Raw genomic sequence first — 22,666 nt, forward strand, 5'->3', positions numbered from 1 at the left:
TTGGGCCGGGGGGCCTTACTTCGTCTTCCGCGCGATCGCGACGGCGTCAACCAGCGCCTGATAGTCGCGCGCGCCGTAGAGGATCTGCTTGCCGACCACCCAGGCGGGCGTGCCGTTCATCGCCAGCTTGACGCCGAGCCGGTGGTTGGCATCGATCTCCTTGGCGACGGCGTCGCTGTTCGCCAGCTTCTGGGTCGCGGCAGGATCGAGCCCGGCCTTGGCCAGCGCGTCGCTGATCGACGCATTGCTCGGCCCGTCGCTGGCGAACATCGCATCGTGGAAGGCGCGGAACTTGCCCTGCTGCGCGGCGGCCAGCGCAAAGCGCGCGGCGACGACGCTCGCCTCGCCGAGCACCGGATATTCGCGGTAGACGACCCGGACGTTCGGATCCTTGGCGATCAGCTCGGCCAGGCCCGGCAGGCTCGCGCGGCAATAGCCGCAGGCATAGTCCATGAACACGCTGACGGTGACGTCGCCGTTCGGATTGCCCGCCCAGGCGCTGGCGAAGGGCGTGGTCAACGCCGGCAGCGCAGCGGGAACGGCGGCCTGCGCGCTATCCTGCGCCTTCGCAGTCTCGGCATTTTCCTGCTGCTGGAGCTTTTCCATCATGTCGCGCAGGATCGAGGGGTTTTCGAGCAGATAGCCATGGACGATCCGCTCGACCTGCGCCTTGTTGCCGCCGATCCCCGGCAGCATCGCCTGCAGCCCCAGCACCACCAGGCCACCCAGGACCGCGGCCAGCAGCAGGCTGCTGGCGAAAAAGAGCTTCGATCGCGTCATTACTGGAGGTTGCGTCCCTTGTTGCGCTTGTCGTCCTTCATCGCCTGTTCGGAGACCATCGCAATATCCTGCGCGCGGATCCATTCGGGCGAGCCCTGCGGAAGGCCGCCCATCGCCCGCCGCGCGCTGACCATCGCGGTGCGCGCGTCGCCGATCAGATTGGCCCGCTCGGCGGTGGCGAGCGCGGTGCGCGGCTCGTCGCCCTCGCGGTCATAGACGGTGCCGAGATTGACCCAGGCGAAGGGATTGTCGCGGTCGCGCGTCAGCGAATCGCGCAGCACCTGTTCGGCTTCCTTCAGGTTCGCCTTGTCCTCGGTCGCGACCAGCGCGTGGCCGAAGGTGCTGGCGATCAGCGGCGAGTTGTTCGACAGCTGGGTCGCCTTGCGCAGCGGCTCGAGCGAAGCCTGGGGCTGGCCCGATTCGAGCAGGATCTGTCCCTGCAATTCGAGGAAATAGGGATCGTTGGGGGCAAGCTTGACCAGCGCCGCCGTCTCCGCCGCCGCCTGCTCGGGATAGCCCGACTGGTGATAGGCATAGGCACGCGCATAATGCGCCGGGATCGAATTGTCGGTCTTCGGGTAGATCCGCAGCGTTTTCTTGGGATCGTTGGTATAGCCGCGCAGCTTGGCCTGGACGCGCTTGAAGCGGCGCTCCAGGTCCGGGTCGAGCGGCTTGGTCCAGTTCGGCGAATTTTCGAGATCGGCCTTCAGCGTCTGGACGCGATCCTGCGACATCGGGTGGGTCTGCGCGAAGGGATCGACCTCGGGATCGGTGCTGTAATAGCCGTAGCGGTGCATTTCCTGCGTCAGCTTGTCGAAGAAGCTGAGCATGCCCTTGCCCGAAATGCCGGCGGTGTTGAGAAAGCGCACGCCGGCCGCGTCGGCCGAGGATTCCTGCACGCGGCTATAGGCGAGATATTTGCCGATCGCGGCGCGCTGCCCGGCCATCAGGATGCCGGTGCCGGCCTCGGGTGAGCCGGCCGCCATCGCCGCGGCGCCGAGCAGCAGGCTGAGGATCGAGATGTTGCCATAGCCGCCGTCGCGCTGGAACACCGCGTGCCCGCCGACGATGTGGCCGATTTCGTGGGCGACGACGCCCTGGACCTGGTTGGCGGTATCCGCCGCGTCGATCAGGCCGGAATTGACATAGACGATCTGTCCGCCCGCGACGAAGGCGTTGATCGAGGGGTCGGCGATCAGCACGACCTTGCCGTTGGCGGGATTGAGCCCGGCGGCGGTGAACAGCGGCTTGGCCATGTCGGCCAGCAGCGCTTCGGTTTCGGCATCGCGGAGCACCGATTGCGCCATGGCGGGGCGCGACGCGAACGATGCGAGGCACAGCATCGCGAGTAGCGTGGCCAATCGGTGGATGCGCGCCATGATCCTACTCCCGGGGGGACTCGTTCGATGGGCTGCCCTGGCAAGGAAGCCCTGAACCTAGACTGAAAACCCCGGCGCGACCGGGCTGGCCGCGCCGGGGATTTTCCTCAGGCGCCGAAGGTCCGCTGCCACCAGCCGCGGCGGGGCTGGCCGTCTTCGGTCGAGGCTTCCTCGGTGGCCGGTTCGTCGGCGGCCGGAGTCACGTCCGGCGCAACCGGTGCCTCGACGGCGGGTGCCTCGGGGGCCGCTTCGGCTGCGACGTCCGCCTTCTTGCGGCGGGTGCGCTTGGGCTTGGCGGGTGCCTCCTCGGCGGGCGCCTCGACGGCAGCCGGCGCGGCTTCCGCCTCGACGTCGGCCTTCTTGCGACGGGTACGCTTCGGCTTGGCCGGCGCTTCCTCCGCGGGCGCCTCGACGGCGGCCGGTGCGGCTTCCGCTTCGGCATCGGCCTTCTTGCGGCGGGTGCGCTTCGGCTTGGCCGGAGCTTCCGCCTCTGCCTCTACCGCTACAGGGGCAGGCGCTGCTTCGGCGACCGGCTCGGCTGCGGCGACGGGCGCTTCGGCTTCTGCCGCTTCGTCGGCGTCGTCGGCTGCCTGTTCGGCACCCTCTTCACCGGCACCGCGACGACCGCCGCGACGGCCGCGACGACGACGCTTGCGGTTACGCTCGCCTTCCTCGCGCTGGGCTGCGGTTTCCTCGGTTTCGGTCTCGGCCACTGCCTCGACTTCGGCCGGCTCGGCCTCCTCGGCATCGACGTCCGAGCCGTCCTCGGCGCCTTCGGTCTCGGCCTGCTCGTCCTGGCCTTCGCCGTCCTCGCGACCACGACGGCCGCGACCACGACGACGCCGGCGGCGCTTGCCGCGGCCGTCGCCATCTCGCTCGCCGCGTTCCGGGCGTTCGGCTCGCTCACGCGGCTCGGCAGCTTCGGCTTCCGCCTCGGCTTCGAGCTCTTCTTCCTCTTCCTCGATCTCCTCGACGAAATCTTCTTCCGGCTCCTCGAGCAGCGGCTCGATCTTGGGCGCATAGGCCGGCGGTGGGCCCGAAGCCTCCACCGTCATGCGCGCGCCTTCCAGCTCGCCGTCCGCTTCGACCTCGACCAGCACGCCGTAGCGATCCTCGATCTCGGCCAGTTCGCCGCGCTTCTTGTTGAGCACGTAGAAGGCTGCTTCCTGGCTGGCGCGCAGCAGGATCTGCGAGCCGCGGCCGCGGGCGGCCTCGTCCTCGATCATGCGCAGCGCGGACAGGCCCGCCGACGAGGCCGTACGGACCAGGCCGGTGCCTTCGCAATGCGGGCAGGTGCGGGTGGAGGCTTCGAGCACGCCGGTGCGCAGGCGCTGGCGGCTCATTTCCATCAGGCCGAAGGGCGAGATGCGGCCGACCTGGATGCGGGCGCGATCGTTCTTCAGCGCCTCCTTCATCGCCTTCTCGACCTTACGGACGTTGGACGAATGATCCATGTCGATGAAGTCGATCACGACCAGGCCCGCCATGTCGCGCAGTCGGAGCTGGCGCGCGATTTCCTGGGCGGCTTCGAGGTTGGTCGCGGTCGCGGTCTGCTCGATATTGTGCTCGCGCGTCGAGCGGCCCGAGTTGATGTCGATCGAGACCAAGGCTTCGGTCGGGTTGATCACCAGATAGCCGCCGGACTTCAGCTGCACCACCGGGTGGTACATCGCCGACAGCTGCTCCTCGACCCCGGCGCGCTGGAACAGCGGCACCGCATCGGCATATTGCCGCACCTTGCGGGCATGGCTCGGCATCAGGAGCTTCATGAAGTCCTTGGCCTGGCGATAGCCTTCCTCGCCCTCGACGATCACCTCGTCGATGTCGCGATTGTAGATGTCTCGGATGGCCCGCTTCATCAGGTCGCTGTCGCCATAGACGAGCGCGGGCGCGGAGGAGGTCAGCGTCTTCTCGCGAATCTCGTCCCACAGCCGGGCGAGATAGTCGAAGTCGCGCTTGATTTCGGTCTTGGTGCGCTGGAGACCGGCGGTGCGGACGATGCAACCCATCGAGGCGGGCAGCTTGAGGTCCGCCATGATGCCCTTGAGGCGCTTGCGATCGGCGGCCGAGTTGATCTTGCGCGAGATGCCGCCGCCATGGGCGGTGTTCGGCATCAGCACGCAGTAGCGGCCCGCGAGGCTGAGATAGGTGGTCAGCGCCGCACCCTTGTTGCCGCGCTCTTCCTTGACGACCTGGACCAGCAGCACCTGGCGGCGGCGGATCACGTCCTGGATCTTGTAGCGGCGACGCAGATTCATGCGGCGCTGGCGCAGCGCCTCGGCCTCGTCGCCATTGCCGCCACGACCGCGACGGCGACGGCCGCCCTGCGGCGCGTCCTCGCCTTCCGAGGCTTCCTCGTCGTCATGCGCGCGCTCGACCATCTCGACGCCGTCTTCATGGTCGTCGTGATCATGGTCGTGATCGTGATGATCGTCGTCGTCGTCCCCATCGGCTTCGCGCAGCGCGGCTTCCTGCGCGGCATGCTCGGCCTCTTCGCGGAGCAGGGCTTCGCGATCTTCCTTGGGGATCTGGTAATAGTCGGGATGGATTTCCGAGAAGGCGAGGAAGCCGTGGCGGTTGCCGCCGTAATCCACGAAGGCCGCCTGCAGCGACGGCTCGACCCGGGTCACCTTCGCGAGATAGATATTGCCCTTGAGCTGCTTGCGCTCAGCGGACTCGAAGTCAAATTCCTCGATTCGATTCCCTTTGACGACGGCCACGCGGGTTTCTTCCCGGTGGCGTGCGTCGATCAGCATACGCATGGTCATTGATGATTCTCCGGGCGCGCCGGCACAGTTCCTCGAGGGAATGGGGCGCGAGCGCGCGATACAAGAAGCGCCCCAGACGATCGGCGAGGCCGATCCGGGTAGCGCGGGTTTCAAAAACTGCTGTTGCTGCACGGGCACGAGCGGACCAGCGGTCCCCTTGCTCCACCATCGCCACGCTGCCGGCCGCGAAGGCCTGGCGATGCGGACGGTGGGGAAATTGCCTCATGCGAACGTCAACCTGAACTGTCGCGACAAAGAAGCGTCGCGTGCCTGATCCGGCGCAGTGCCGGAAGCATATCCTGCCTAGCACCGCTATGTCGTTGCGGCAACCGGCTCGGCTTTGGAAGATTTGGGTCCCCCGAGCGCCACAAAGCATTTGGGAGGATTTCGATCCCTGGCCGTAGCAAATGGTTCTTCGCATCCGGTTAACCAAGTCCTCCGCATCAATTTGGAGGCTGGACCGGCCGCGGGCGGGCGCGGCATAGCGACCCCGTGTCCTGGATGCTGTTCCTGATCGCCGGCTGGCTGACCGGTCTGCCCGGCTGGATCGGGCTGGCCGAGCAGGTGCGGGTCGAGGAGGGCGCGGTGGTCGTACCCCTGAAAGGCGACGCCGGGCCGCGTTTTGCTTGGCGATCGGAGGCTTATAGCGTCAGCCTCGCCATGCCCGAGCCGGTGGCGGCCAGGGGCGCGCCGCTGCCGCCGGTACAGGGGCCGCCCGGGCTGCCGCTGGTGGTGCTCGATCCCGGCCATGGCGGGCGCGATCCCGGCGCGCCGGGTGTCGACGGCATCACCGAAAAGGCACTGACGCTGGCAGCCGCCCGCGCGATCCGCGACGCGCTGCTCGCCTCGGGCCGCGTCCGCGTGGCGATGACGCGCGACGATGATTCGTTCGTGCCGCTGCAGCAGCGCACCGATATCGGCCGCCGGCTGGGCGCGGCGCTGTTCCTGTCGCTCCACTGCGACAGCGCGGCGGACCCGCTGGCCTCGGGCGGCACGCTCTACACCCTGTCCGAAGTCGCCTCGGACAAGGAAGCCGCGCGGATGGCGGCGCGCGAGAATCGCGCTGATCTGCTCGCCGGCGTCGATCTGGGGAGCGAGCGCGCCGATATCGCTTCGCTGCTGATCGATCTCGCCCAGCGCCGCACCATGGGGGTGTCCGCGCGCTATGCCGATCTGCTCGCCCGCGAAGTCGCACCCGCGATGCGGCTGCATGCGCGGCCGCGGCGAATGGCGGCGCTGATGGTGCTCAAGGCGCCTGACATGCCCTCGGTGCTGTTCGAGCTCGGCTATGTCTCCAATGCCGAGGATGCGCAGGCGCTCGGCTCGCCCGAGGCGCGCGCACGGCTCGCCGCAGCGGTGCGCCGGGCGACCGAAATCTACCTCGCCACCCGCTGACCTGGGACAAGCACCGGGCGCGGCTCCCTTTCTTCCGCCCGAAAAGGTGCTACACCGCGCGCCGCATGGCCGACGGCGACACTCCCCCAATTCCCCAGCCCATCGAACGCACGCCCGGCCGCTGGGCGCGGCTGCGGCGGCGCTGGTGGTTCCGCACGCTCGCGATCCTGGCGCTGCTCGCCGGGCTGCTGGTGTTCGCCGTCTGGCTGCTCGTCGCGCGCGATCTGCCCTCGGTCAACAAGCTGCGCAGCTACGAGCCGCAGCTGCCGAGCTATGTCCGCTCCGCCGACGGCGCGCCGATCCATGCCTATGCCCAGATGCGGCGTGTGCAGCTGAGCTATGGCGAGTTCCCGCCGCTGCTGGTCCGCGCCTTCATGGCAGCGGAAGACCGCACCTTCTTCTCGCACCACGGGCTCGATTTCCCCGGTCTGGTGCGCGCGGCGGGCGAGGGCATCCTCCGCGGCAAGACCCCGCGCGGTACCTCCACCATCACCCAGCAGGTCGCCAAGAATCTCGCGGTGGGCAACGAGGCGAGCTATACCCGCAAGCTCAAGGAAGCGATCATCGCCTGGCGGATCGAGGACACGCTGTCCAAGCCGCAGATCATGGAATTGTACCTCAACGCCATCGAGCTGGGGCGCAATTCGGGTGGCGTGGCGGCGGCGAGTGAGGCCTATTTCGGCAAGCCGCTCGACAAGTTGAGCCTTGCCCAGATGGCCTATCTGGCGATCCTGCCCAAGGGGCCGGCCAATTACGATCCCGATCGCAATACCCAGCGCGCGCTCGATCGCCGCAACTGGGTGCTCGGCGAAATGCTGCGCAACGGCTTCATCAACCAGGCGCAGCATGACCAGGCGGTCGCCTCGCCGCTCGGCACCGTGCCGCGCCAGACGCCGCGTTTCGAGCGGGTAGGGGGCTATTTCGTCGAAGAGGTCCGCCGCCAGCTCGCCCGCCAGTTCGGTGAGAAGCGCGAGGACGGGCCGTACAGCGTCTATGACGGCGGCCTGTGGATCCGCAGCTCGCTCGATCCCAGGCTCCAGGCCTATGCCCAGCGCGCGCTGCGCGACGGCCTGCTGCGCTACGATCGTGGGCGCGGCTGGTCGGGGCCGCTCGGCAAGGTGCAGTTCGAAGGCGATGGCTGGTATTCGGCCTTCGTCTCCAAGAATATCGGCGTCGATTACGATAATTGGCGCGCCGCCGTGGTGATCGCACGCGATTCGCGCAGCGCCCAGCTCGGCTTCGACGATGGCGACACCGGCACGCTGCCGGAGAGCGCCGCGCAGATGCCGATCCGCGGCAAGGGCGGCCATGCCTTCGATGCGATCAAGGTCGGCGACATCCTTGCCGTGGCCCCCGAGGGCGGCAACTGGAGCCTGCGCAGCGTGCCCAAGGTATCGGGCGGCATGGTCGTCGAGGATCCCTCGACCGGGCGCATCCTGGCGATGCAGGGCGGGTTCGACGCCCGCCTCCAGGCATTCAACCGCGCCACCCAGGCGACCCGCCAGCCGGGTTCGACGATCAAGCCGATCGTCTATGCCGCCGCGCTCGAAAACGGGATGACCCCGGCCTCGATCGTCGTCGATGGCCCGTTCTGCGTGTGGCAGGGTGCGGGGCTCGGCCAGAAGTGCTTCCGCAACTTCGGCAATGCCCGGGGTGCCGGCCCGCACACGCTGCGCTGGGGCATCGAGCAGTCGCGCAACCTGATGACGGTGCAGATCGCCAACGCCACCGGCATGGACAAGGTGGTCGACACGATCCAGCGGCTGGGCGTCTCCAAGAACCGGCTGCCGCCGTACCTCTCCTATGCGCTGGGCGCGGGCGAGACGACGGTGCTGCGCATGGTCAACGCCTATTCGATCCTGGTGAACCAGGGCCGCGCGCTCAATCCCACGCTGATCGACTTCGTCCAGGATCGCCGCGGCAAGGTGATCTTCCCGGCCGGCTGGCGCGCCTGTTCGGGGTGCAACGCGCGCGACTGGGACGGCAAGGCGATGCCGCGCCCGATCGTCCGCGCCCGCCAGGTGATCGATCCGATGGTCGCGTACCAGATGGTCCACATCACCGAGGGCGTGGTCCAGCGCGGTACCGCGACGGTGCTGCGTGACCTGGGCCGGCCGATGATGGGCAAGACCGGCACCACGACGGGCCCGACCGACGTGTGGTTCGTCGGCGGCACCCCGCAGATGATCGGCGGGCTTTATCTCGGCTACGACACGCCGACGAACCTTGGCGGCTACGCCCAGGGCGGCTCAATCGCCGCGCCGATCTTCAAGGAATTCGCGGTGCCCGCCTATGAAGGGCTGGATCCGCTGCCCTTCGTCGCGCCGCCGGGCATCCGCATGGTCCGCATCGATCGCGCCAGCGGCCGCCCGGTCCAATATGGCTGGCCGACCGACGATCCGCTCTCCTCGATCATCTGGGAGGCGTTCCGTCCGGACAGCGATCCGCGCCGCACCCGCCGCACCGCCAATGTCGAAGCGGCACCCGCCGCGGCGGCCCCGGTCCAGCGCAAGGCGGATCGTCAGGGCGATAGCGACTTCTTGCAACAACAGGGCGGAATCTACTAGCGAGGCCGCCACACCCTATATGGCTTGAGATCGCCGCATCGTCTGTGGTGCGGCCGGCGGATACTTCGGAAGGTTTGGAACATGCGCGCTGAAGCGCAGGCATATGTCGACAAGATCAACGGCGCGCTGGCGCTGCTGCGCCGCTCGCTCGACTGGGATCGCGCGCTGCGCCGCCTCGACGAGCTGAACGCGCGCGTCGAGGATCCGACGCTGTGGAACGACGCCAAGAAGGCGCAGGACGTGATGCGCGAGCGTCGCCGCCTCGACGAATCGATCAGCGCCACCCGCGCGATCGAGAGCGAGCTGAGCGACACCGTCGAGCTGATCGAGATGGCCGAGGCCGAGGGCGACGAGGAAATGGCGGTCGACGGCACCGAGAGCCTGCGCCAGCTCGCCGAGCGTTCCGACGCCGACAAGGTCAAGGCGCTGCTTTCGGGCGAGGCAGATCCCAACGACACCTATGTCGAGATCAACGCTGGCGCCGGCGGCACCGAATCGAACGACTGGGCCGAAATGCTCCAGCGCATGTACACGCGCTGGGCCGAGCGCCACGGCTACAAGGTCGAGCTGGTCGATTACCACGCCGGCGAACAGGCGGGCATCAAGTCCGCGACCCTGCTGTTCAAGGGCGAGAATGCGTACGGCTATGCCAAGACCGAGAGCGGCGTGCACCGGCTGGTCCGCATCAGCCCGTTCGATTCGAATGCGCGCCGCCAGACCAGCTTCGCCTCGGTCTGGGTCTATCCCGTGATCGACGACAATATCGACATCGAGATCAACGAGAGCGAGCTGCGCATCGACACCTATCGCGCCTCGGGCGCGGGCGGCCAGCACATCAACACCACCGACTCGGCGGTGCGCATCACCCACTTGCCGACGGGCATCGTCGTGCAGTGCCAGAACCAGCGTTCGCAGCACAAGAACCGTGCCGAGGCGTTCAACCAGCTCCGCGCCCGCCTCTACGAGCGCGAACTGGCCGAGCGCGAAGCCGTGGCCGACGCGCAGAACGCGACCAAGACCGATATCGGCTGGGGCCACCAGATCCGCTCCTACGTCCTCCAGCCCTATCAGCTGGTGAAGGACCTGCGCACCGGCGTGACCTCGACCGCGCCGAGCGACGTGCTCGACGGCGATCTCGACAGCTTCATGGCTGCCGCGCTAGCACAGCGCGTGACGGGCGAGGCTGTCGCGGTGGAGGATGTCGATTGAGCTTGCGCGCGCGGCCCCTGCTGCTCGGCGTGACGCTGCTGCTGGCGGCGTGCGACGGCAGTCCGCGGGGGCTGCGCAACGAGAGTCATGATCCGGCGAACTCGGGTTTCCCCGCGGCGGACCGGCCGGTGGCGACGATCGTCTCCTCCCGCTGGTCGAGCGAGGAAGAGCGCGACCGCCTGAACGAGGCGGGCAAGGTGATGGACCTGGCCGGCATCAAGCCCGGCATGACCGTTGCCGATATCGGCGCGGGCGAGGGCTATTACACGATCCGCCTCGGCCAGCGCGTCGGCGCCAAGGGGCGGGTGGTCGCCGAGGACATCGTCCCCGATTACATCAGCGCGCTCGCCACCCGCGTGGTGCGCGAGAAGCTCGACAATGTCAGTGTGCGGCTGGGCCTGCCCGCCGATCCGCGGCTGCCCGAGAACAGCTTCGACCGCGTGCTGATGGTCCACATGTACCACGAGATCGAATCGCCCTACGAATTCCTGTGGCGGCTGCGGCCGTCGCTGGCGCCGGGGGGGCAGGTGATCGTGGTCGACGCCGATCGCGCCACCGAGAATCACGGCACGCCGCCCGCGTTGCTCAAATGCGAGTTTGCGGCGGTGGGCTATGCGCAGGTCTCGATGCTGCCGATGCCTTCGGCCGGCGGCTACATGGCAGTGTTCGAGGCGCGCGGAGAAAGGCCCGAACCGGAGACGATCCGCGCCTGCAAGTCCGGCGCGCACGCCAAGGCGGTGACGCCCAAGCCCAACGGCGCGCACGAATAGAATAGCCGTTTCCTGCCCCGCCAGGGGGAGGTGGGCCGCGCAGCGGCTCGGGGGGGGAGGAAGCACGGCGGCCGAGAGGTTCTGGCATCCGCCCCCTCCGTCAGGCTGCGCCTGCCGCCCCCCCTGGCGGGGAGGATACACTTGCGAAAACGCGCGAGCGGAGAAGGGATGACTTCCCCGCGCACACCGGCTAATCCCGCGCGACCCATGACTGAAGCAACCGAAACCCAGCGCGACTGGCGCGACACCGTCTTCCTGCCGAAGACCGATTTCCCGATGAAGGCCGGCCTTGCTGCCAAGGAGCCGGCCATCCTCGAGCGCTGGGCGCGAATTAATCTCTACCAGAAGCTGCGCGAGGCCCGCGCGGGGCGCGAGCGCTTCCTGCTGCACGACGGCCCGCCCTACGCCAATGGCGACATCCATATGGGCCATGCGCTCAACAAGATCCTGAAGGACATCGTCGTCCGCAGCCAGAGCCTGATGGGCAAGGACGCGCCCTATGTCCCCGGCTGGGACTGCCACGGCCTGCCGATCGAGTGGAAGGTCGAGGAAGCCTATCGCGCCAAGAAGCTCAACAAGGACGAAGTCGACCCCGTCGCCTTCCGCGCCGAATGCCGCGCCTATGCGGAAAAATGGGTGGCGGTGCAGCGCGGCCAGTTCGAGCGGCTCGGCATCCTGGGCGACTGGGACGATCCCTATCTGACCATGAAGTTCGACGCCGAGGCGCGGATCGCGGCAGAGCTGCTCAAGTTCTCCGAGAGCGGCCAGCTCTATCGCGGCGCCAAGCCGGTGATGTGGTCGCCGGTGGAGAAGACCGCGCTGGCCGAGGCCGAGGTCGAATATGAGGACATCACCTCGACGCAGATCGACGTGGCGTTCGAGATCACCGAGGCCCCGAACGCCCCCGAGCTGGTCGGCGCGCATGCGGTGATCTGGACGACCACGCCGTGGACGATCCCGGTGAACCAGGCGTTGGCGTATGGGCCGGACGTGGAATATCTCCTCGTCCGCTTCGATGAGATGGCGGGCGGAGCCAATACGCTGCTGATCGCCAAGGACCTGCTGGACAGCTTTGGCGCCCGGATCGGGCACCCGGTGGTCGTCAGGATCGGCGACACGCCGGGCACGGTGACCGCGCTCGCCTCCATCCAGGGTTCGAAGCTGGAAGGCGCCGTTGCCCGCCACCCGATGCACGCGCTCGGCGGGTTCTTCGCCAAGCCGCGGCCGTTCCTGCCCGGCGACTTCGTCACCACCGATGCGGGTACCGGCCTCGTCCACATGGCGCCGGATCATGGCGAGGACGACTTCCTGCTGTGCAAGGCGCACGGCATCGATCCGGTGTTCGCGGTCGATGGGGCGGGGATGTATCGCACCGACTGGCTGTGGCTCGGCGGCCAGGGATCGGTGATCAACAAGAAGTTCGTCAGCGCCGAAGGCCCGATCTGCTCGGACCTGCGCGCTGCCGGCGCGCTGCTCGCCGCCTCGGACGACTTCCAGCACAGCTATCCGCACAGCTGGCGGAGCAAGGCGAAGATCATCTTCCGCGCGACCCCGCAGTGGTTCATCCCGATGGACAAGCCCACGCCTGCACCGGGCGCGGGTGCTTCGGACAGCAACGCCCCCACGCTCCGCGAAGTCGCGCTCGATGCGATCGAGCACACCCGCTGGGTGCCCGAGCGCTCGATCAACCGCATCCGCGCGATGGTGGAGGGCCGCCCGGACTGGGTGATCAGCCGCCAGCGCGCCTGGGGCGTGCCGATCGCGCTCTATGTGAACCGCGCCACCGGCGATTATCTTCGTGATCCGGCGGTCAACGCGCGCATCCTCGATGCCTTCCGCGCCGGCGGGGCCGATGCCTGGTTCCAGGCCGACCACCAGGCGCTGCTCGGCCCCGACTATGCGGCCGCAGACTATGAGGTCGTCACCGACATTCTCGACGTGTGGTTCGACAGCGGCTCGACCCACAGCTTCGTGATCGAGGCGCGCTACGGCGAGGGCGTGCGCGCCAACCTCTATCTCGAAGGTTCGGACCAGCATCGCGGCTGGTTCCAGTCGTCGCTGCTCGAATCCTCGGGCACCCGTGGCCGGGCGCCCTATGACGCGGTGCTCACCCACGGCTTCGCGCTCGACGGCCAGGGCAAGAAGATGTCCAAGTCGCTCGGCAACGTCGTCGATCCCCTGAAAATCATCGGCGAGAGCGGCGCGGACATCCTGCGCCTCTGGGTCGCGCAGACCGACTATTTCGACGACGTCCGCATCGGCAAGGAAGTGCTGGCCGGCACCGGCGACGCGTATCGCAAGATCCGCAACACCTTCCGCTATCTGCTCGGTGCGCTCGATGGGTTCGGCGAGGCCGAGAAGGTGGCCGTGGCCGAAATGCCCGAGCTGGAGCGCTATGTGCTCCACAAGCTGGCGGCGCTCGATGCGGAGCTGCGGTCGGCGGCGGAGGCGTTCGAGTTCAATCGCTATGCGCGCGCGCTCGGCGATTTCATGAACGAGGACCTCTCGGCCTTCTTCTTCGATATCCGCAAGGATTGCCTCTATTGCGACGCGGAGAGCGATCCCAAGCGCCGCGCCTATCGCACCGTGCTGGACGTGCTGTTCCACGCGTTGGTCCGCTACGCCGCGCCGATCCTCGCCTTCACCGCCGAGGAAGTGTGGCAGGCCCGCTTCCCCAGCGAGGACGGATCGGTCCACGAGCTGGAATGGCCGGAGATCAGTGCCAGCTATCTCAATGAAAAGCTGGATCGTAAGTGGCGGTATCTCCGCGACCTTCGCGCGACTGTGACGATGAAGATCGAGCCGCTTCGGCGCGAGAAGGTGGTTCGCTCCAGCCTCGAAGCGGAGGTGTCGGTTCGCACCAAGGACGCCGCGGCAGTCGACAGCGTCGCTGGTATCGACTTTGCAGAAGTCTGCATCACGGCGACTGCGGACGTTACCGCGTGGACGGCAGATGGTACCGCTGAAGTCGTCGATGTCACGGTGACGCCCACCGATCGCCACAAATGCGGCCGGTGCTGGCGCCATCTTCCCGAAGTGACGCAGGATGGGGCATTGTGCGACCGTTGCGCAGAGGTGGTGTCGTGATGAAGCAGGTTCGCCTCTATGGCTTCGCCGCGGCGCTGGCCGTGTTCGTGCTCGACCAGCTCACCAAGTACATCGTCACCGGCCCGCTCGGGCTGGTGGTGCAGAATGATTCGATGACGCTTCTGCCGATCTTCGACCTGCGCTTCGTCAAGAATATCGGCGTGTCGCTGGGCCTGCTCTCGGCCAACAGCCCGACGATGCGCTGGCTGCTGGTGCTGATGACCGCGTGCATCGCGATCGGCGTCTGCGTGTGGATGCTGCGCGAGAAGAAGACCGGCGATGTCGTCGCGCTCGGCCTGGTGCTGGGCGGGGCGTGCGGCAACATCCTCGATCGCAGCCGCCTCGGCTATGTCGTCGATTTCGCCGATCTGCATTTCGGCGGGGTGCGCCCCTTTTTGGTCTTCAACGTGGCCGATGCCGCGATTACCATCGGCGTGGTGATCCTGCTGCTTCGTGCCCTGCTCGTTCGCGACAAGAACCCCAAGTCGCCTGCCCCTGTGGAGAAGAAATTCAATGCGTAAGTTGATCCTCGTCGCGACCGGCGTCGCCCTGGTGGCCTCGCTCTCGGCGTGCGGCAAGAAGGGGTATGATCGGGCGCGTCCGGACGAGTTCGCGGTGGCCCGCCAGGCACCGCTGGTAATCCCGCCCGATTTCTCGCTGCGTCCGCCGCAGCCGGGTGCGGCGCGCCCGCAGGATACCAATCCGTCCGACCAGGCGCTGGAAGCGCTGTTCGGTGGCACCGCGGCGCGCAGCCCGGCGGAGACCGCGACGCTCGACCAGGCCGGTGCCGCCACCGCCGACGCGGGCGTGCGCAGCAATGCCGGCAGCCCGACGACCACCGTCGTCGACAAGGGCACCACGACCCAGGACATCCTCAAGTCGCCCCAGGGCGATAACAAGGATGCGAGCGTCAAGACGCCGCAGTAACCCCGCGCCTCCGGGCACAGCAAAAAGCGCCGGTCCGCATCGTGCGGGCCGGCGCTTTTCGTTTTGGCGAATGCGCACTCTTGCGACCTGCGTTCCCATCCCGCTTGCGGCAGGGGCGCGAGGGAGGTTCAGGGAGTGTACCGGCAATTGGGAGCGGCCCCCGCCGCTCCCGCGCCCCCCGGTTCGCCGAAGCGGTGGATCAGAAGCTTACGCCGATCGACCCCAGCACGCTGCCCTTGGCCGCGTCCTTGCCGCTCGGGGTGATGAACTTCACGTCGGTGCCGACATAGGACACGCCGAGCGTCAGGTTCTTCCAGGTATAGGCGCCGCCCACCGCCCAGTCGGTATATTCCTTGCGCTGGATCGGAACCAGCCAGCTGGGGCCGAAGGTGTGGCCCAGATGCCCGGTGAGGCTGAGCGGCGTCTTCGGGATCGCCGCGGAGACGTCACCCGCCAGATAGACATTGTCGTTGTTCTTCAGCGTGCCGCTCTGGCCCTGGTCGAGCGACAGCGCCTTCTGCTTCGGCGCATAGTTTACCGTCGCCTTGGCCGAAATCGGGCCGATCGCGTAGGTGACCGAGGCATAGGGCTCGATGAAGTCCGACGAGCTCTTGTCGCCGGGAAAGCCCGGGCGGGTGCCCGGATAGACATAGTAGAGCGCGCCGACGTCGAGCGTCACGCCGCCCTTGAAGCTGTGCTTGTAGCCCGCGATCAGATCGAGTTCCTGGTGCGCCGAGCCGTGCGTCGTCACGTAGTCGTCGATCGAGGAGCCCCAAGCGGAGACGTAGAAGCCCGAGGCATGGCTGACCGTCAGGCCGCCCTGGACGGCGAAATTCCCGTCGGTCTGCGAGATGCCGCGGAACTTGTAGTCGCTGATCACCGTGGCGGTGCCGTTCAGCGTCATCGCCGGAGCCGGGGCCGTTTCCTGCGCGAACGCGGGCGCGGTCGTGGCGAGCAGCAGCGCGCCGAGGCTGATCGAGGAGAAGCGCATGGAATCCCTTTCATTGGAAACTAAAGGGTTCCTCACCTGCTGCGATCGGCATCGCATTGTTCTGGGATCTACGTCCCGGCGACTTCCGATCTGCAACAAAAGATTGCCCGATCCGGGCCATCTCCCACAATAGTGTTAAAACACCCCCACCAGACTTTGTTGCGAACTGTTGCTAGTGGGCCACAGGCGCACGCTTCCTCCGCGCCATTCCGGCCGGAGGAAGCGTGCGGGAATTCGTTCGAGAATTCAGGCCAGTTCGAAGATCGCGTCGACTTCAACGGCGGCACCCAGCGGCAGGGCAGCGACGCCCACCGCGCTGCGGGCATGGCGGCCGGCTTCGCCGAACAGCGCCTGCATCAGCTCCGACGCACCATTGGCGACCTTGGGCTGGTCGGTGAAATCTGCGGTGGAGTTCACGAACACGCCCAGCTTCACCACGCGCTTGACCCGCGACAGGTCGCCGTCGAGCGCCTTCTTGATCTGCGCGACGAGCATCAGTCCGCAGCGCTGCGCCGCTTCGGTGCCGAAGGCGATGTCGCGGTCTTCGCCGAGACGGCCGGTCATCAGCGCGCCGTCCTTGAACGGCAGCTGGCCCGAGACGTGGAGCAGCCCGCCGGCTTCGACGACCGGCACATAGGCGGCGACGGGAGCGGCGGCCTCGGGAAGGGCGAGGCCAAGCTCGGCGAGCTTGCGATCGATCACAGTGGTCATGGTGCGACCCAACCACCGGGCGCGGGCAGGGTCAAGGCCTGCTCAGGCCTGGGCGAAGCGCTCCAGGATCCAGTCCTGCGCCTCGCGCCAGTCGTCGATCCGGGCATGGGCGTGCGGGGCAGGGGGCACCTTGGGCGCCAGGCTCGGCTCGGCGACCATGTGCAGACGGAACACGTCGGGCGCGTGCTTGGCGACCGATTCGTGGTGCGTGGCGAGATCGTCGACGAACACCGCCACCGAGGCACCATGCTCCGCCACCAGCCGCGCGACGGGCGCGCCCTTGCCGCCCTGGTTGCATTCCACCCGGTGGACGATGCCGTGATCCGCCAGCTGGGTGATGCGGTGGTCGCGGCAATGATCCTGCAGATTGGTGAGCACGACGATGTCGGCCACCTCGGCGATTCGGGCCAGCGCCTCGCGAGCGTGCGGCACCAGCGTCTGGCGCTCCATCTCGGCCGGGAAGAAACCGTCGAGCAGCGCCCACATTTCCGGCCCCTCCAGCGTGCTGCCGTCGCCGCGGCGCCGCATCGCGCCTTCGAACTCGCTGCCGTTGAGCGCGAAGTCGATGTCATGGGTGTCGCCCAGCCACTCGCCGAAATGCCGCACCATGTGCAGCAGGACTTCGTCGCAATCGGTGATCAGCAGGGGTTTCATGCGGATTCCAGCTGGCGGCGGGCATCGACCAGCGCCGCGGGGGAAAGGTCGAGCGCGTCGGCACAGGCGATCAGATCGGGCTCGTAGGATTCGAGAAAGCCGATCGCCGCGGCGAGCAGCGCGGGCTCGCCGGCACGGGCGCGCAGCGTGTCCGGATCGAGTCCGGTCAGGTCGAGCAAGCGGCTGGCTCGGCCAGAATCACTTAGAATCCAGACGAGTGCCTGCAGCGCCATCGTTTCGGGATTTGTCACGTCGCCTGCCATCGCCTAAACCGCCCCGCAGAGTAGAGGTAGCGCGTGCCAAAAAGAGTACTCGTTGTCGAGGACAACGAATTGAACCTGAAGCTGTTCTGCGACCTGTTGCGCGCGCATGGCTATGAAGCCGAGCCGGTGCGGGACGGGCGCGAAGCCGTGCCCAGCGCGCGCCGTTTCAAGCCGCATCTGGTGATCATGGACGTACAGCTGCCGCACGTCACCGGCTTCGAGCTGATCGGCCAGATGCAGGCCGATCCGGTGCTCGGCCGCATCCCGATCATGGCGGTGACCGCCTATTCGAGCCATGAGGACGAGGAGCGGATCCGCGCAGCGGGCGCGCGCTCCTATGTCGCCAAGCCGATCTCGCTGGCGCGATTCGTCGACCAGGTCGAAAAGCTGATGGCCGCGATCGAGGACTAGACGATCGATGCAGCGAAAACGCCGGACCCGCGAGGATCCGGCGCGATGCGATCAAACAGCGCGGGCGCGGCCTGCGCGCCCGGCAGCCTTACTTGATCTTCGCTTCCTTGAAGTCGACATGCTTGCGCACGACCGGGTCGTACTTGCGGAAGCTCAGCTTCTCGGTCTGCGTGCGCGGATTCTTCTTGGTGACATAGAAGAAGCCCGTATCCGCCGTGCTGACGAGCTTGATCTTTACGGTGGTCGGCTTTGCCATGACCCAGAACCCTTGATTCGTGCGAAAAGAAAAGAGCGGCGCGCCATGGGCACACCGCTGACAGGGGGGAGCGGATGCGCGAATCGTCCGTGAAAGTCAAGTGTGTTGGCGCCGAAGCGCCAGCGCACCGCATCGGCTCTATCGATCAAGCTGATCGGGTTTATCCTAGGGTATGGCTGTTTCCCTCAGGGAACCCGACCCTATATCCCGATCGTTAGGGCAACGAATCGACCGCCTTCAGGAGGACAACCATGGCCGAAAATCCCGCACTTGCGACGCCGACCGATCTCAACCGCAACGACACCAAGAGCGTTGCCGATGCCCTGAACAGCGCGCTGGCCGACTGCTTCACGCTGTACTTCAAGACCAAGAATTTCCACTGGCACGTCTCGGGGCCGCATTTCCGCGACTATCACCTGCTGCTCGACGATCAGGCGGCGCAGATCCTGGGCGTGACCGATGCGATCGCCGAGCGCGTCCGCAAGACCGGCAACACCACGCTGCGTTCGATCGGTGACATCGCCCGGCGCCAGACCATCTCGGACAATGACGCCGAGTTCGTCGCGCCCGGCGACATGCTGGCCGAGCTGCGCGATGACAATCTCAAGCTGGTCGAGAGCTTCCGCGCGGTGAAGGAAGCGGCCGAAGAGGCCAAGGACAATGCCACCAGCGGCATCGTCGACGAATGGACCGACCAGGCCGAAGAGCGCGCCTGGTTCCTGTTCGAGGCCAGCCGCAAGGGCTGAGCCGGAAAGCGGCCGGCGCGCGCTGCGGGTGCGCGCCGGCCCGTTTCCGTTTACTTGATCGCGGCGAGGTCGGTTTCGACCTTCTTCAGCATCTCGTCGGTCAGCGCACCGTTCGAGAAGGGCTGCACCGCCCGCAAGCTCATCGCCTTGAACTGGTCGAGCGCCGGGTGCGACGACAGGCCCGGAATGTCGGTGTCGAGCACCGCCTTGGCCTTTTCATCGGCAAGCATCGTCTCGATCGGCGTATCGAGGCTGAACTTGGTGGCAGCTGCCGGCGCGGCGGCCGGCGCCGGGGTCTGCTGCGCCATTGCGGCGGGGCTCAGCATGGCAGCGGCGATCGCGCCTGCGACAAGAAATTTCATCGGAAAAAGCCCTCCCTGGACGGGCGCAACGCGCGCCCGGCGGGCAAGCTAGGGGCGAAATAAGGCAGCTTTGCGAATCCTCAGCGGGTCGCGCCGTCGAAGGTCAGCAGCCAGAAATCGGGAACCGCGCCGATCCGCAGCGGCACGCCGCTGGTGCCGATACCCGCGGTGACCAGCACGTCGCGGCCGGGTTCGCGAATCAGCCCGCAGACATAGCGCAGCCCATAGTTGGACGAGGCGGTGATCGGGCCGATCAGCGGCGGCACGATCTGGCCGCAATGGGTGTGCCCGGCCAGCACCAGCGGATAGCGCGCGGGCAGCGACGGCGCGACGTCAGGCGTGTGGCTCAGCACCACGGTCGGCCCCGGCAGTGCGCGCGCCGCATGGTCGAGGCGTCGTTCGCGATATTTGCCATGGTAGAGATCGTCGGCGCCGGCGATCGTCAGTGCGCCCCGGCGTACCGCATCGTTGCGCAGCAGCGTGATGTGCTGCTTCTTCAGCCAGGGCAGCAGATCGGTCTTGTCGTACCGCCCATAATCGTGATTGCCGAGCACCGCGACCACGCCGTAGCGCGCGTGCAAGGCGGCGAGCGGCGCGGTGGCCTCTTCCGCGTCATAGACCCGCGTCGTCACCCGCCGATACTGCTCGAAGTCGCCGGCGATCAGTATCAGGTCCGGCCGCAGCGCGTTGACCTGGCCGACGATCCGCGCGAGCCGCGACGGCGGCGTCTCGGGGCCGGCGACGTGCAGGTCGCTGATCAGCACCACCCGCATCGGCGCGGCGCCCCGAGGCCAGTCGCGCATATGGATGGTCAGCCGGCGCACGACGGGGTCGCGCATCGCGGTCGATAGCCCGAACGCCAGGATGCCGGCGATCAGCAGGAGCAGCGCGAGCAGCAGCAGGAGGAAACGCTTCATGCCCCGGCCCTAGAGCATGGCGGGCGCTTTTCGAACCCTCGTCGGATGCCGGCGGTGGATGTCGGCGGCCGATCGTGCCAGGCTGCGGCCATGCGGATGATCGGACTGATCGGCGGGATGAGCTGGGAAAGCTCGGCGGAATATTATCGCATCCTAAACCAGGGGGTGCGCGACCGGCTGGGGCCGACCGCCTCGGCGCGCTGCCTGCTCTGGTCGTTCGATTTCGCCGAGATCGAGGCGCTGCAGCACCGCGGCGACTGGGCCGCGCTGGGCGAACGGCTGGCGGAGGCGGCGCAGCTGCTGGAAGCGGCCGGTGCCGAGGGGCTGCTGATCTGCACCAACACGATGCACCGGCTCGCGGCGCAGGTGGAAGCCGCGGTGGCCATTCCGCTGCTGCACATTGCCGATCCGACCGCCGCGTGCATCAAGGCGGCCCGGTTCTCCACGGTCGGCCTGCTCGGCACGGCGTTCACGATGGAACAGCCCTTCTACAAGGAGCGCCTGGCCGAGCGACACGGGCTGCGCGTACTCGTTCCCGATGCGGCGGATCGCGCCACCGTGCACCGGGTGATCTACGAGGAGCTGGTCGCGGGCAGGATCGTACCCGAATCGCGCGCGGCCTATCGCGCGATCCTCGAACGGCTTGCGGCGGCGGGGGCCGAGGCGGTGATCCTCGGTTGCACCGAGATCATGCTGCTGATCGGCGCCGAGGATAGCCCCGTGCCGGTGTTCGACACCACCGCGCTCCACGCCGCCGCGGCGGTCGACTGGATGCTGGCGGCGCCCGACGAATCAAAGGCCTAGCGCCATCCGCCGCGCGCACCCATCTAGTTGACCATGCGCGCTTTTGCCGACCTGCTCGACCGGCTGATCTACACCCGCTCGCGCAATGCCAAGCTCCGCCTGATCGGCGACTATCTGCGCGCGACTGCCGATCCCGACCGGGGCTGGGCGATGGCGGCGCTGACCGGGGCGCTCGATCTGCCGGCGGTGAAGCCGGCGCTGCTCCGCGCGATGATCGAAGCGCGAGTCGATCCGGTGCTGTACGGCATGAGCCGCGATTTCGTCGGCGACTCGGCCGAGACGATCGCGCTGCTCTGGCCCGAGCCCGCCGTGCCGCCGCCCGAGAGCGCGCCGCTCACCCTTTCGCAGGTGGTGTCGACGCTCGGCGCGCTGTCCCGCGCCGATGCGCCTGCCGTTCTGGCGGCGATGCTCGACCGGCTCGAGGCCGACGAGCGCTATGCGCTGCTCAAGCTGGCGACCGGCGCGCTGCGCGTCGGCATTTCCGCACGCCTGGCCAAGACCGCGCTCGCCCAGGCCTTCGGGCTGGACGTCGATGCAGTGGAGGAGGTGTGGCACGGGCTGCACCCGCCCTATGCCGTGCTGTTCGACTGGGCCGAGGGCCGCGCCGAGCAGCCGCGCGCCGAGGACGTGCCGGTGTTCCGCCCGTTCATGCTCGCCCACCCGCTGGAGGAGACGCAGGTCAGCCTCGCCGACTATGCCGCCGAGTGGAAATGGGACGGCATCCGCGTCCAGCTCGTCCATGCCGGCGGCGAGACCCGGCTCTACAGCCGCGCGGGCGACGACATCACCCGCAGCTTCCCCGAAGTGGCGGCGGCGTTCGCGACGCCGGGGGTGCTCGACGGCGAGCTGCTGGTGCGCGGCGAGGTGCAGGGCGGCGAGGCGGGCAGCTTCAACGCGCTCCAGCAGCGGCTCGGGCGCAAGGTGGTGTCGGCCAAAACGCTGGCGGAATTTCCGGCGTTCGTGCGGCTGTACGATATCCTGTTCGACGGCACCGAAGACGTGCGCGAACTGCCCTGGCATGCGCGGCGCACGCGGCTGGAGGCGTTCGTGCCCGGCCTCGATGCCGAGCGCTTCGATATCTCCGCGGTGATCGACGCTGCGGATTTCGCCGCGCTGGAGGAAATCCGCGCCGGTGCCCGCGACGCCGCGATCGAAGGCGTGATGCTCAAGCGGCGCGATTCGCCCTATGTCGCCGGGCGCCGGGTCGGCCTCTGGTACAAGTGGAAGCGCGATCCGCTCACCGCCGATTGCGTGCTGATGTATGCCCAGCGCGGCTCGGGCAAGCGCAGCAGCTTCTATTCGGACTTCACCTTCGGCGCCTGGACCGAAAGCGGCGAACTGCTTCCCGTCGGCAAGGCCTATTTCGGCTTTACCGACGAGGAGCTGAAATGGCTGGATCGGCATGTCCGCACCCACACCGTCAACCGGTTTGGCCCGGTGCGTGAGACGGACAAATCGCTGGTGCTCGAAGTCGCGTTCGATTCGATTCACGAATCGAAGCGGCACAAATCGGGGCTGGCAATGCGCTTCCCCCGAATCGCGCGCATCCGCACCGACAAGCCCGTCGCCGAGGCGGACACCATTGCGGGCCTGCGGCGAATGGTGACCTGAGGACGGACGCGTGAGGGGGGCAGGAGTTGTCCGGCCGCGCGCCGATTGGACAAGGCCT

22 protein-coding genes are annotated in these 22,666 nt (G+C 67.6%); 12 read left to right on the forward strand and 10 right to left on the reverse strand.

Annotated features, from left to right (window positions below):
- Window positions 1–15: 15 nt before the first annotated feature.
- From ACTJKY_RS03830 to ACTJKY_RS03840, 3 genes are all read right to left on the reverse strand, one after another.
- Complete coding sequence (locus ACTJKY_RS03830; protein WP_440844294.1) at window positions 16–780, reverse strand: DsbA family protein; 765 nt, start codon at window positions 778–780, stop codon at window positions 16–18.
- Window positions 780–2,159 (reverse strand): M48 family metalloprotease, encoded by a 1,380-nt coding sequence (locus ACTJKY_RS03835; protein WP_440844296.1) that lies wholly within the window; start codon window positions 2,157–2,159, stop codon window positions 780–782. Before ACTJKY_RS03835 ends, ACTJKY_RS03830 begins: the two co-directional genes overlap by 1 nt.
- 107 nt (window positions 2,160–2,266) lie before the next feature.
- Complete coding sequence (locus ACTJKY_RS03840) at window positions 2,267–4,927, reverse strand: Rne/Rng family ribonuclease (RefSeq protein ID WP_440844297.1); 2,661 nt, start codon at window positions 4,925–4,927, stop codon at window positions 2,267–2,269.
- Here ACTJKY_RS03840 and ACTJKY_RS03845 point away from each other — a divergent pair.
- The 8 genes from ACTJKY_RS03845 to ACTJKY_RS03880 all read left to right on the forward strand — a co-directional run bounded on the left by ACTJKY_RS03845 (window position 4,920) and on the right by ACTJKY_RS03880 (window position 14,882).
- Window positions 4,920–5,201: a hypothetical protein gene (locus ACTJKY_RS03845; RefSeq protein WP_183049287.1), complete on the forward strand. Its 282-nt coding sequence runs from the start codon at window positions 4,920–4,922 to the stop codon at window positions 5,199–5,201. The genes ACTJKY_RS03840 and ACTJKY_RS03845 overlap by 8 nt on opposite strands.
- 227 nt (window positions 5,202–5,428) lie before the next feature.
- Window positions 5,429–6,322, forward strand: a complete 894-nt coding sequence (locus ACTJKY_RS03850; protein ID WP_440845216.1) for an N-acetylmuramoyl-L-alanine amidase family protein — start codon at window positions 5,429–5,431, stop codon at window positions 6,320–6,322.
- A 65-nt stretch (window positions 6,323–6,387) separates the two neighbouring features.
- Window positions 6,388–8,889, forward strand: coding sequence for a penicillin-binding protein 1A (locus tag ACTJKY_RS03855; RefSeq protein ID WP_440844298.1), 2,502 nt, complete (start codon window positions 6,388–6,390; stop codon window positions 8,887–8,889).
- Window positions 8,890–8,970: 81 nt separating this feature from the next.
- Entirely contained in the window at window positions 8,971–10,098 is a 1,128-nt protein-coding gene (gene prfB / locus ACTJKY_RS03860) for a peptide chain release factor 2 (RefSeq protein WP_440844299.1), read from the forward strand.
- Between the two features lie 2 nt (window positions 10,099–10,100).
- On the forward strand, window positions 10,101–10,868 hold the full coding sequence (locus tag ACTJKY_RS03865; protein ID WP_440844301.1) for a class I SAM-dependent methyltransferase: 768 nt from the start codon (window positions 10,101–10,103) through the stop codon (window positions 10,866–10,868).
- Window positions 10,869–11,075: 207 nt separating this feature from the next.
- The gene (gene ileS, locus ACTJKY_RS03870; protein WP_440844302.1) at window positions 11,076–13,955 is read left to right on the forward strand and encodes an isoleucine--tRNA ligase; all 2,880 of its coding nucleotides are present in this window, start codon (window positions 11,076–11,078) and stop codon (window positions 13,953–13,955) included.
- Window positions 13,955–14,476, forward strand: coding sequence for a signal peptidase II (gene lspA, locus ACTJKY_RS03875; protein ID WP_440844304.1), 522 nt, complete (start codon window positions 13,955–13,957; stop codon window positions 14,474–14,476). The genes ileS and lspA overlap by 1 nt, the downstream gene beginning before the upstream one ends.
- The gene (locus ACTJKY_RS03880) at window positions 14,469–14,882 is read left to right on the forward strand and encodes a DUF3035 domain-containing protein (protein ID WP_440844305.1); all 414 of its coding nucleotides are present in this window, start codon (window positions 14,469–14,471) and stop codon (window positions 14,880–14,882) included. Before lspA ends, ACTJKY_RS03880 begins: the two co-directional genes overlap by 8 nt.
- Window positions 14,883–15,081: 199 nt before the next feature.
- Here the strand turns inward: ACTJKY_RS03880 and ACTJKY_RS03885 are convergent, their stop codons facing one another.
- The 4 genes from ACTJKY_RS03885 to ACTJKY_RS03900 all read right to left on the reverse strand — a co-directional run bounded on the left by ACTJKY_RS03885 (window position 15,082) and on the right by ACTJKY_RS03900 (window position 17,489).
- Window positions 15,082–15,873: a TorF family putative porin gene (locus ACTJKY_RS03885; protein WP_440844306.1), complete on the reverse strand. Its 792-nt coding sequence runs from the start codon at window positions 15,871–15,873 to the stop codon at window positions 15,082–15,084.
- Window positions 15,874–16,119: 246 nt separating this feature from the next.
- Entirely contained in the window at window positions 16,120–16,584 is a 465-nt protein-coding gene (locus ACTJKY_RS03890) for a RidA family protein (protein ID WP_440844307.1), read from the reverse strand.
- Between the two features lie 42 nt (window positions 16,585–16,626).
- Window positions 16,627–17,238: an HAD family hydrolase gene (locus ACTJKY_RS03895; protein ID WP_440844308.1), complete on the reverse strand. Its 612-nt coding sequence runs from the start codon at window positions 17,236–17,238 to the stop codon at window positions 16,627–16,629.
- Entirely contained in the window at window positions 17,235–17,489 is a 255-nt protein-coding gene (locus ACTJKY_RS03900; RefSeq protein WP_440844310.1) for a DUF3572 domain-containing protein, read from the reverse strand. The genes ACTJKY_RS03895 and ACTJKY_RS03900 overlap by 4 nt, the downstream gene beginning before the upstream one ends.
- A 45-nt stretch (window positions 17,490–17,534) precedes the next feature.
- On the opposite strand from ACTJKY_RS03900, the gene ACTJKY_RS03905 reads away from it, so the two are divergent.
- The gene (locus tag ACTJKY_RS03905) at window positions 17,535–17,912 is read left to right on the forward strand and encodes a response regulator (protein ID WP_141987606.1); all 378 of its coding nucleotides are present in this window, start codon (window positions 17,535–17,537) and stop codon (window positions 17,910–17,912) included.
- 88 nt (window positions 17,913–18,000) lie between these two features.
- Here ACTJKY_RS03905 and rpmG read toward each other — a convergent pair whose 3' ends face one another.
- Complete coding sequence (gene rpmG / locus ACTJKY_RS03910; protein WP_010125625.1) at window positions 18,001–18,168, reverse strand: 50S ribosomal protein L33; 168 nt, start codon at window positions 18,166–18,168, stop codon at window positions 18,001–18,003.
- A gap of 251 nt (window positions 18,169–18,419) precedes the next feature.
- On the opposite strand from rpmG, the gene ACTJKY_RS03915 reads away from it, so the two are divergent.
- Window positions 18,420–18,914 carry a Dps family protein gene (locus tag ACTJKY_RS03915; RefSeq protein ID WP_440844312.1) on the forward strand — a complete coding sequence of 165 codons (495 nt, stop codon included), beginning with the start codon at window positions 18,420–18,422 and terminating at the stop codon, window positions 18,912–18,914.
- Between the two features lie 50 nt (window positions 18,915–18,964).
- On the opposite strand, the gene ACTJKY_RS03920 is transcribed toward ACTJKY_RS03915, so the two are convergent.
- A complete protein-coding gene (locus tag ACTJKY_RS03920) occupies window positions 18,965–19,276 on the reverse strand; it encodes a hypothetical protein (RefSeq protein ID WP_440844313.1) in 312 nt (103 codons plus the stop codon).
- 80 nt (window positions 19,277–19,356) lie between these two features.
- Window positions 19,357–20,193 carry a metallophosphoesterase gene (locus ACTJKY_RS03925; RefSeq protein ID WP_440844315.1) on the reverse strand — a complete coding sequence of 279 codons (837 nt, stop codon included), beginning with the start codon at window positions 20,191–20,193 and terminating at the stop codon, window positions 19,357–19,359.
- A 90-nt stretch (window positions 20,194–20,283) separates the two neighbouring features.
- Between ACTJKY_RS03925 and ACTJKY_RS03930 the strand changes: the two genes are divergently transcribed.
- Together ACTJKY_RS03930 and ACTJKY_RS03935 are read left to right on the forward strand one after the other, a co-directional pair.
- Entirely contained in the window at window positions 20,284–20,997 is a 714-nt protein-coding gene (locus ACTJKY_RS03930; protein WP_440844316.1) for an aspartate/glutamate racemase family protein, read from the forward strand.
- 33 nt (window positions 20,998–21,030) lie between these two features.
- Window positions 21,031–22,608 carry a cisplatin damage response ATP-dependent DNA ligase gene (locus ACTJKY_RS03935; RefSeq protein WP_440844318.1) on the forward strand — a complete coding sequence of 526 codons (1,578 nt, stop codon included), beginning with the start codon at window positions 21,031–21,033 and terminating at the stop codon, window positions 22,606–22,608.
- Window positions 22,609–22,666 lie beyond the last annotated feature (58 nt).

The organism is Sphingomonas sp. 22176 (assembly GCF_052045505.1).
Classification (GTDB): Bacteria; Pseudomonadota; Alphaproteobacteria; order Sphingomonadales; family Sphingomonadaceae; genus Sphingomonas.

Bases quoted from the DNA above. Each gene is read 5' to 3' on its own strand.
- ACTJKY_RS03830 (WP_440844294.1), bottom strand. From the start codon at position 780: ATGACGCGATCGAAGCTCTTTTTCGCCAGCAGCCTGCTGCTGGCCGCG.
- ACTJKY_RS03835 (WP_440844296.1), bottom strand. From the start codon at position 2,159: ATGGCGCGCATCCACCGATTGGCCACGCTACTCGCGATGCTGTGCCTC.
- ACTJKY_RS03845 (WP_183049287.1), top strand. From the start codon at position 4,920: ATGGTCATTGATGATTCTCCGGGCGCGCCGGCACAGTTCCTCGAGGGA.
- ACTJKY_RS03840 (WP_440844297.1), bottom strand. From the start codon at position 4,927: ATGACCATGCGTATGCTGATCGACGCACGCCACCGGGAAGAAACCCGC.
- ACTJKY_RS03850 (WP_440845216.1), top strand. From the start codon at position 5,429: ATGCTGTTCCTGATCGCCGGCTGGCTGACCGGTCTGCCCGGCTGGATC.
- ACTJKY_RS03855 (WP_440844298.1), top strand. From the start codon at position 6,388: ATGGCCGACGGCGACACTCCCCCAATTCCCCAGCCCATCGAACGCACG.
- prfB (WP_440844299.1), top strand. From the start codon at position 8,971: ATGCGCGCTGAAGCGCAGGCATATGTCGACAAGATCAACGGCGCGCTG.
- ileS (WP_440844302.1), top strand. From the start codon at position 11,076: ATGACTGAAGCAACCGAAACCCAGCGCGACTGGCGCGACACCGTCTTC.
- lspA (WP_440844304.1), top strand. From the start codon at position 13,955: ATGAAGCAGGTTCGCCTCTATGGCTTCGCCGCGGCGCTGGCCGTGTTC.
- ACTJKY_RS03880 (WP_440844305.1), top strand. From the start codon at position 14,469: ATGCGTAAGTTGATCCTCGTCGCGACCGGCGTCGCCCTGGTGGCCTCG.
- ACTJKY_RS03885 (WP_440844306.1), bottom strand. From the start codon at position 15,873: ATGCGCTTCTCCTCGATCAGCCTCGGCGCGCTGCTGCTCGCCACGACC.
- ACTJKY_RS03890 (WP_440844307.1), bottom strand. From the start codon at position 16,584: ATGACCACTGTGATCGATCGCAAGCTCGCCGAGCTTGGCCTCGCCCTT.
- ACTJKY_RS03895 (WP_440844308.1), bottom strand. From the start codon at position 17,238: ATGAAACCCCTGCTGATCACCGATTGCGACGAAGTCCTGCTGCACATG.
- rpmG (WP_010125625.1), bottom strand. From the start codon at position 18,168: ATGGCAAAGCCGACCACCGTAAAGATCAAGCTCGTCAGCACGGCGGAT.
- ACTJKY_RS03915 (WP_440844312.1), top strand. From the start codon at position 18,420: ATGGCCGAAAATCCCGCACTTGCGACGCCGACCGATCTCAACCGCAAC.
- ACTJKY_RS03920 (WP_440844313.1), bottom strand. From the start codon at position 19,276: ATGAAATTTCTTGTCGCAGGCGCGATCGCCGCTGCCATGCTGAGCCCC.
- ACTJKY_RS03925 (WP_440844315.1), bottom strand. From the start codon at position 20,193: ATGAAGCGTTTCCTCCTGCTGCTGCTCGCGCTGCTCCTGCTGATCGCC.
- ACTJKY_RS03930 (WP_440844316.1), top strand. From the start codon at position 20,284: ATGCGGATGATCGGACTGATCGGCGGGATGAGCTGGGAAAGCTCGGCG.
- ACTJKY_RS03935 (WP_440844318.1), top strand. From the start codon at position 21,031: ATGCGCGCTTTTGCCGACCTGCTCGACCGGCTGATCTACACCCGCTCG.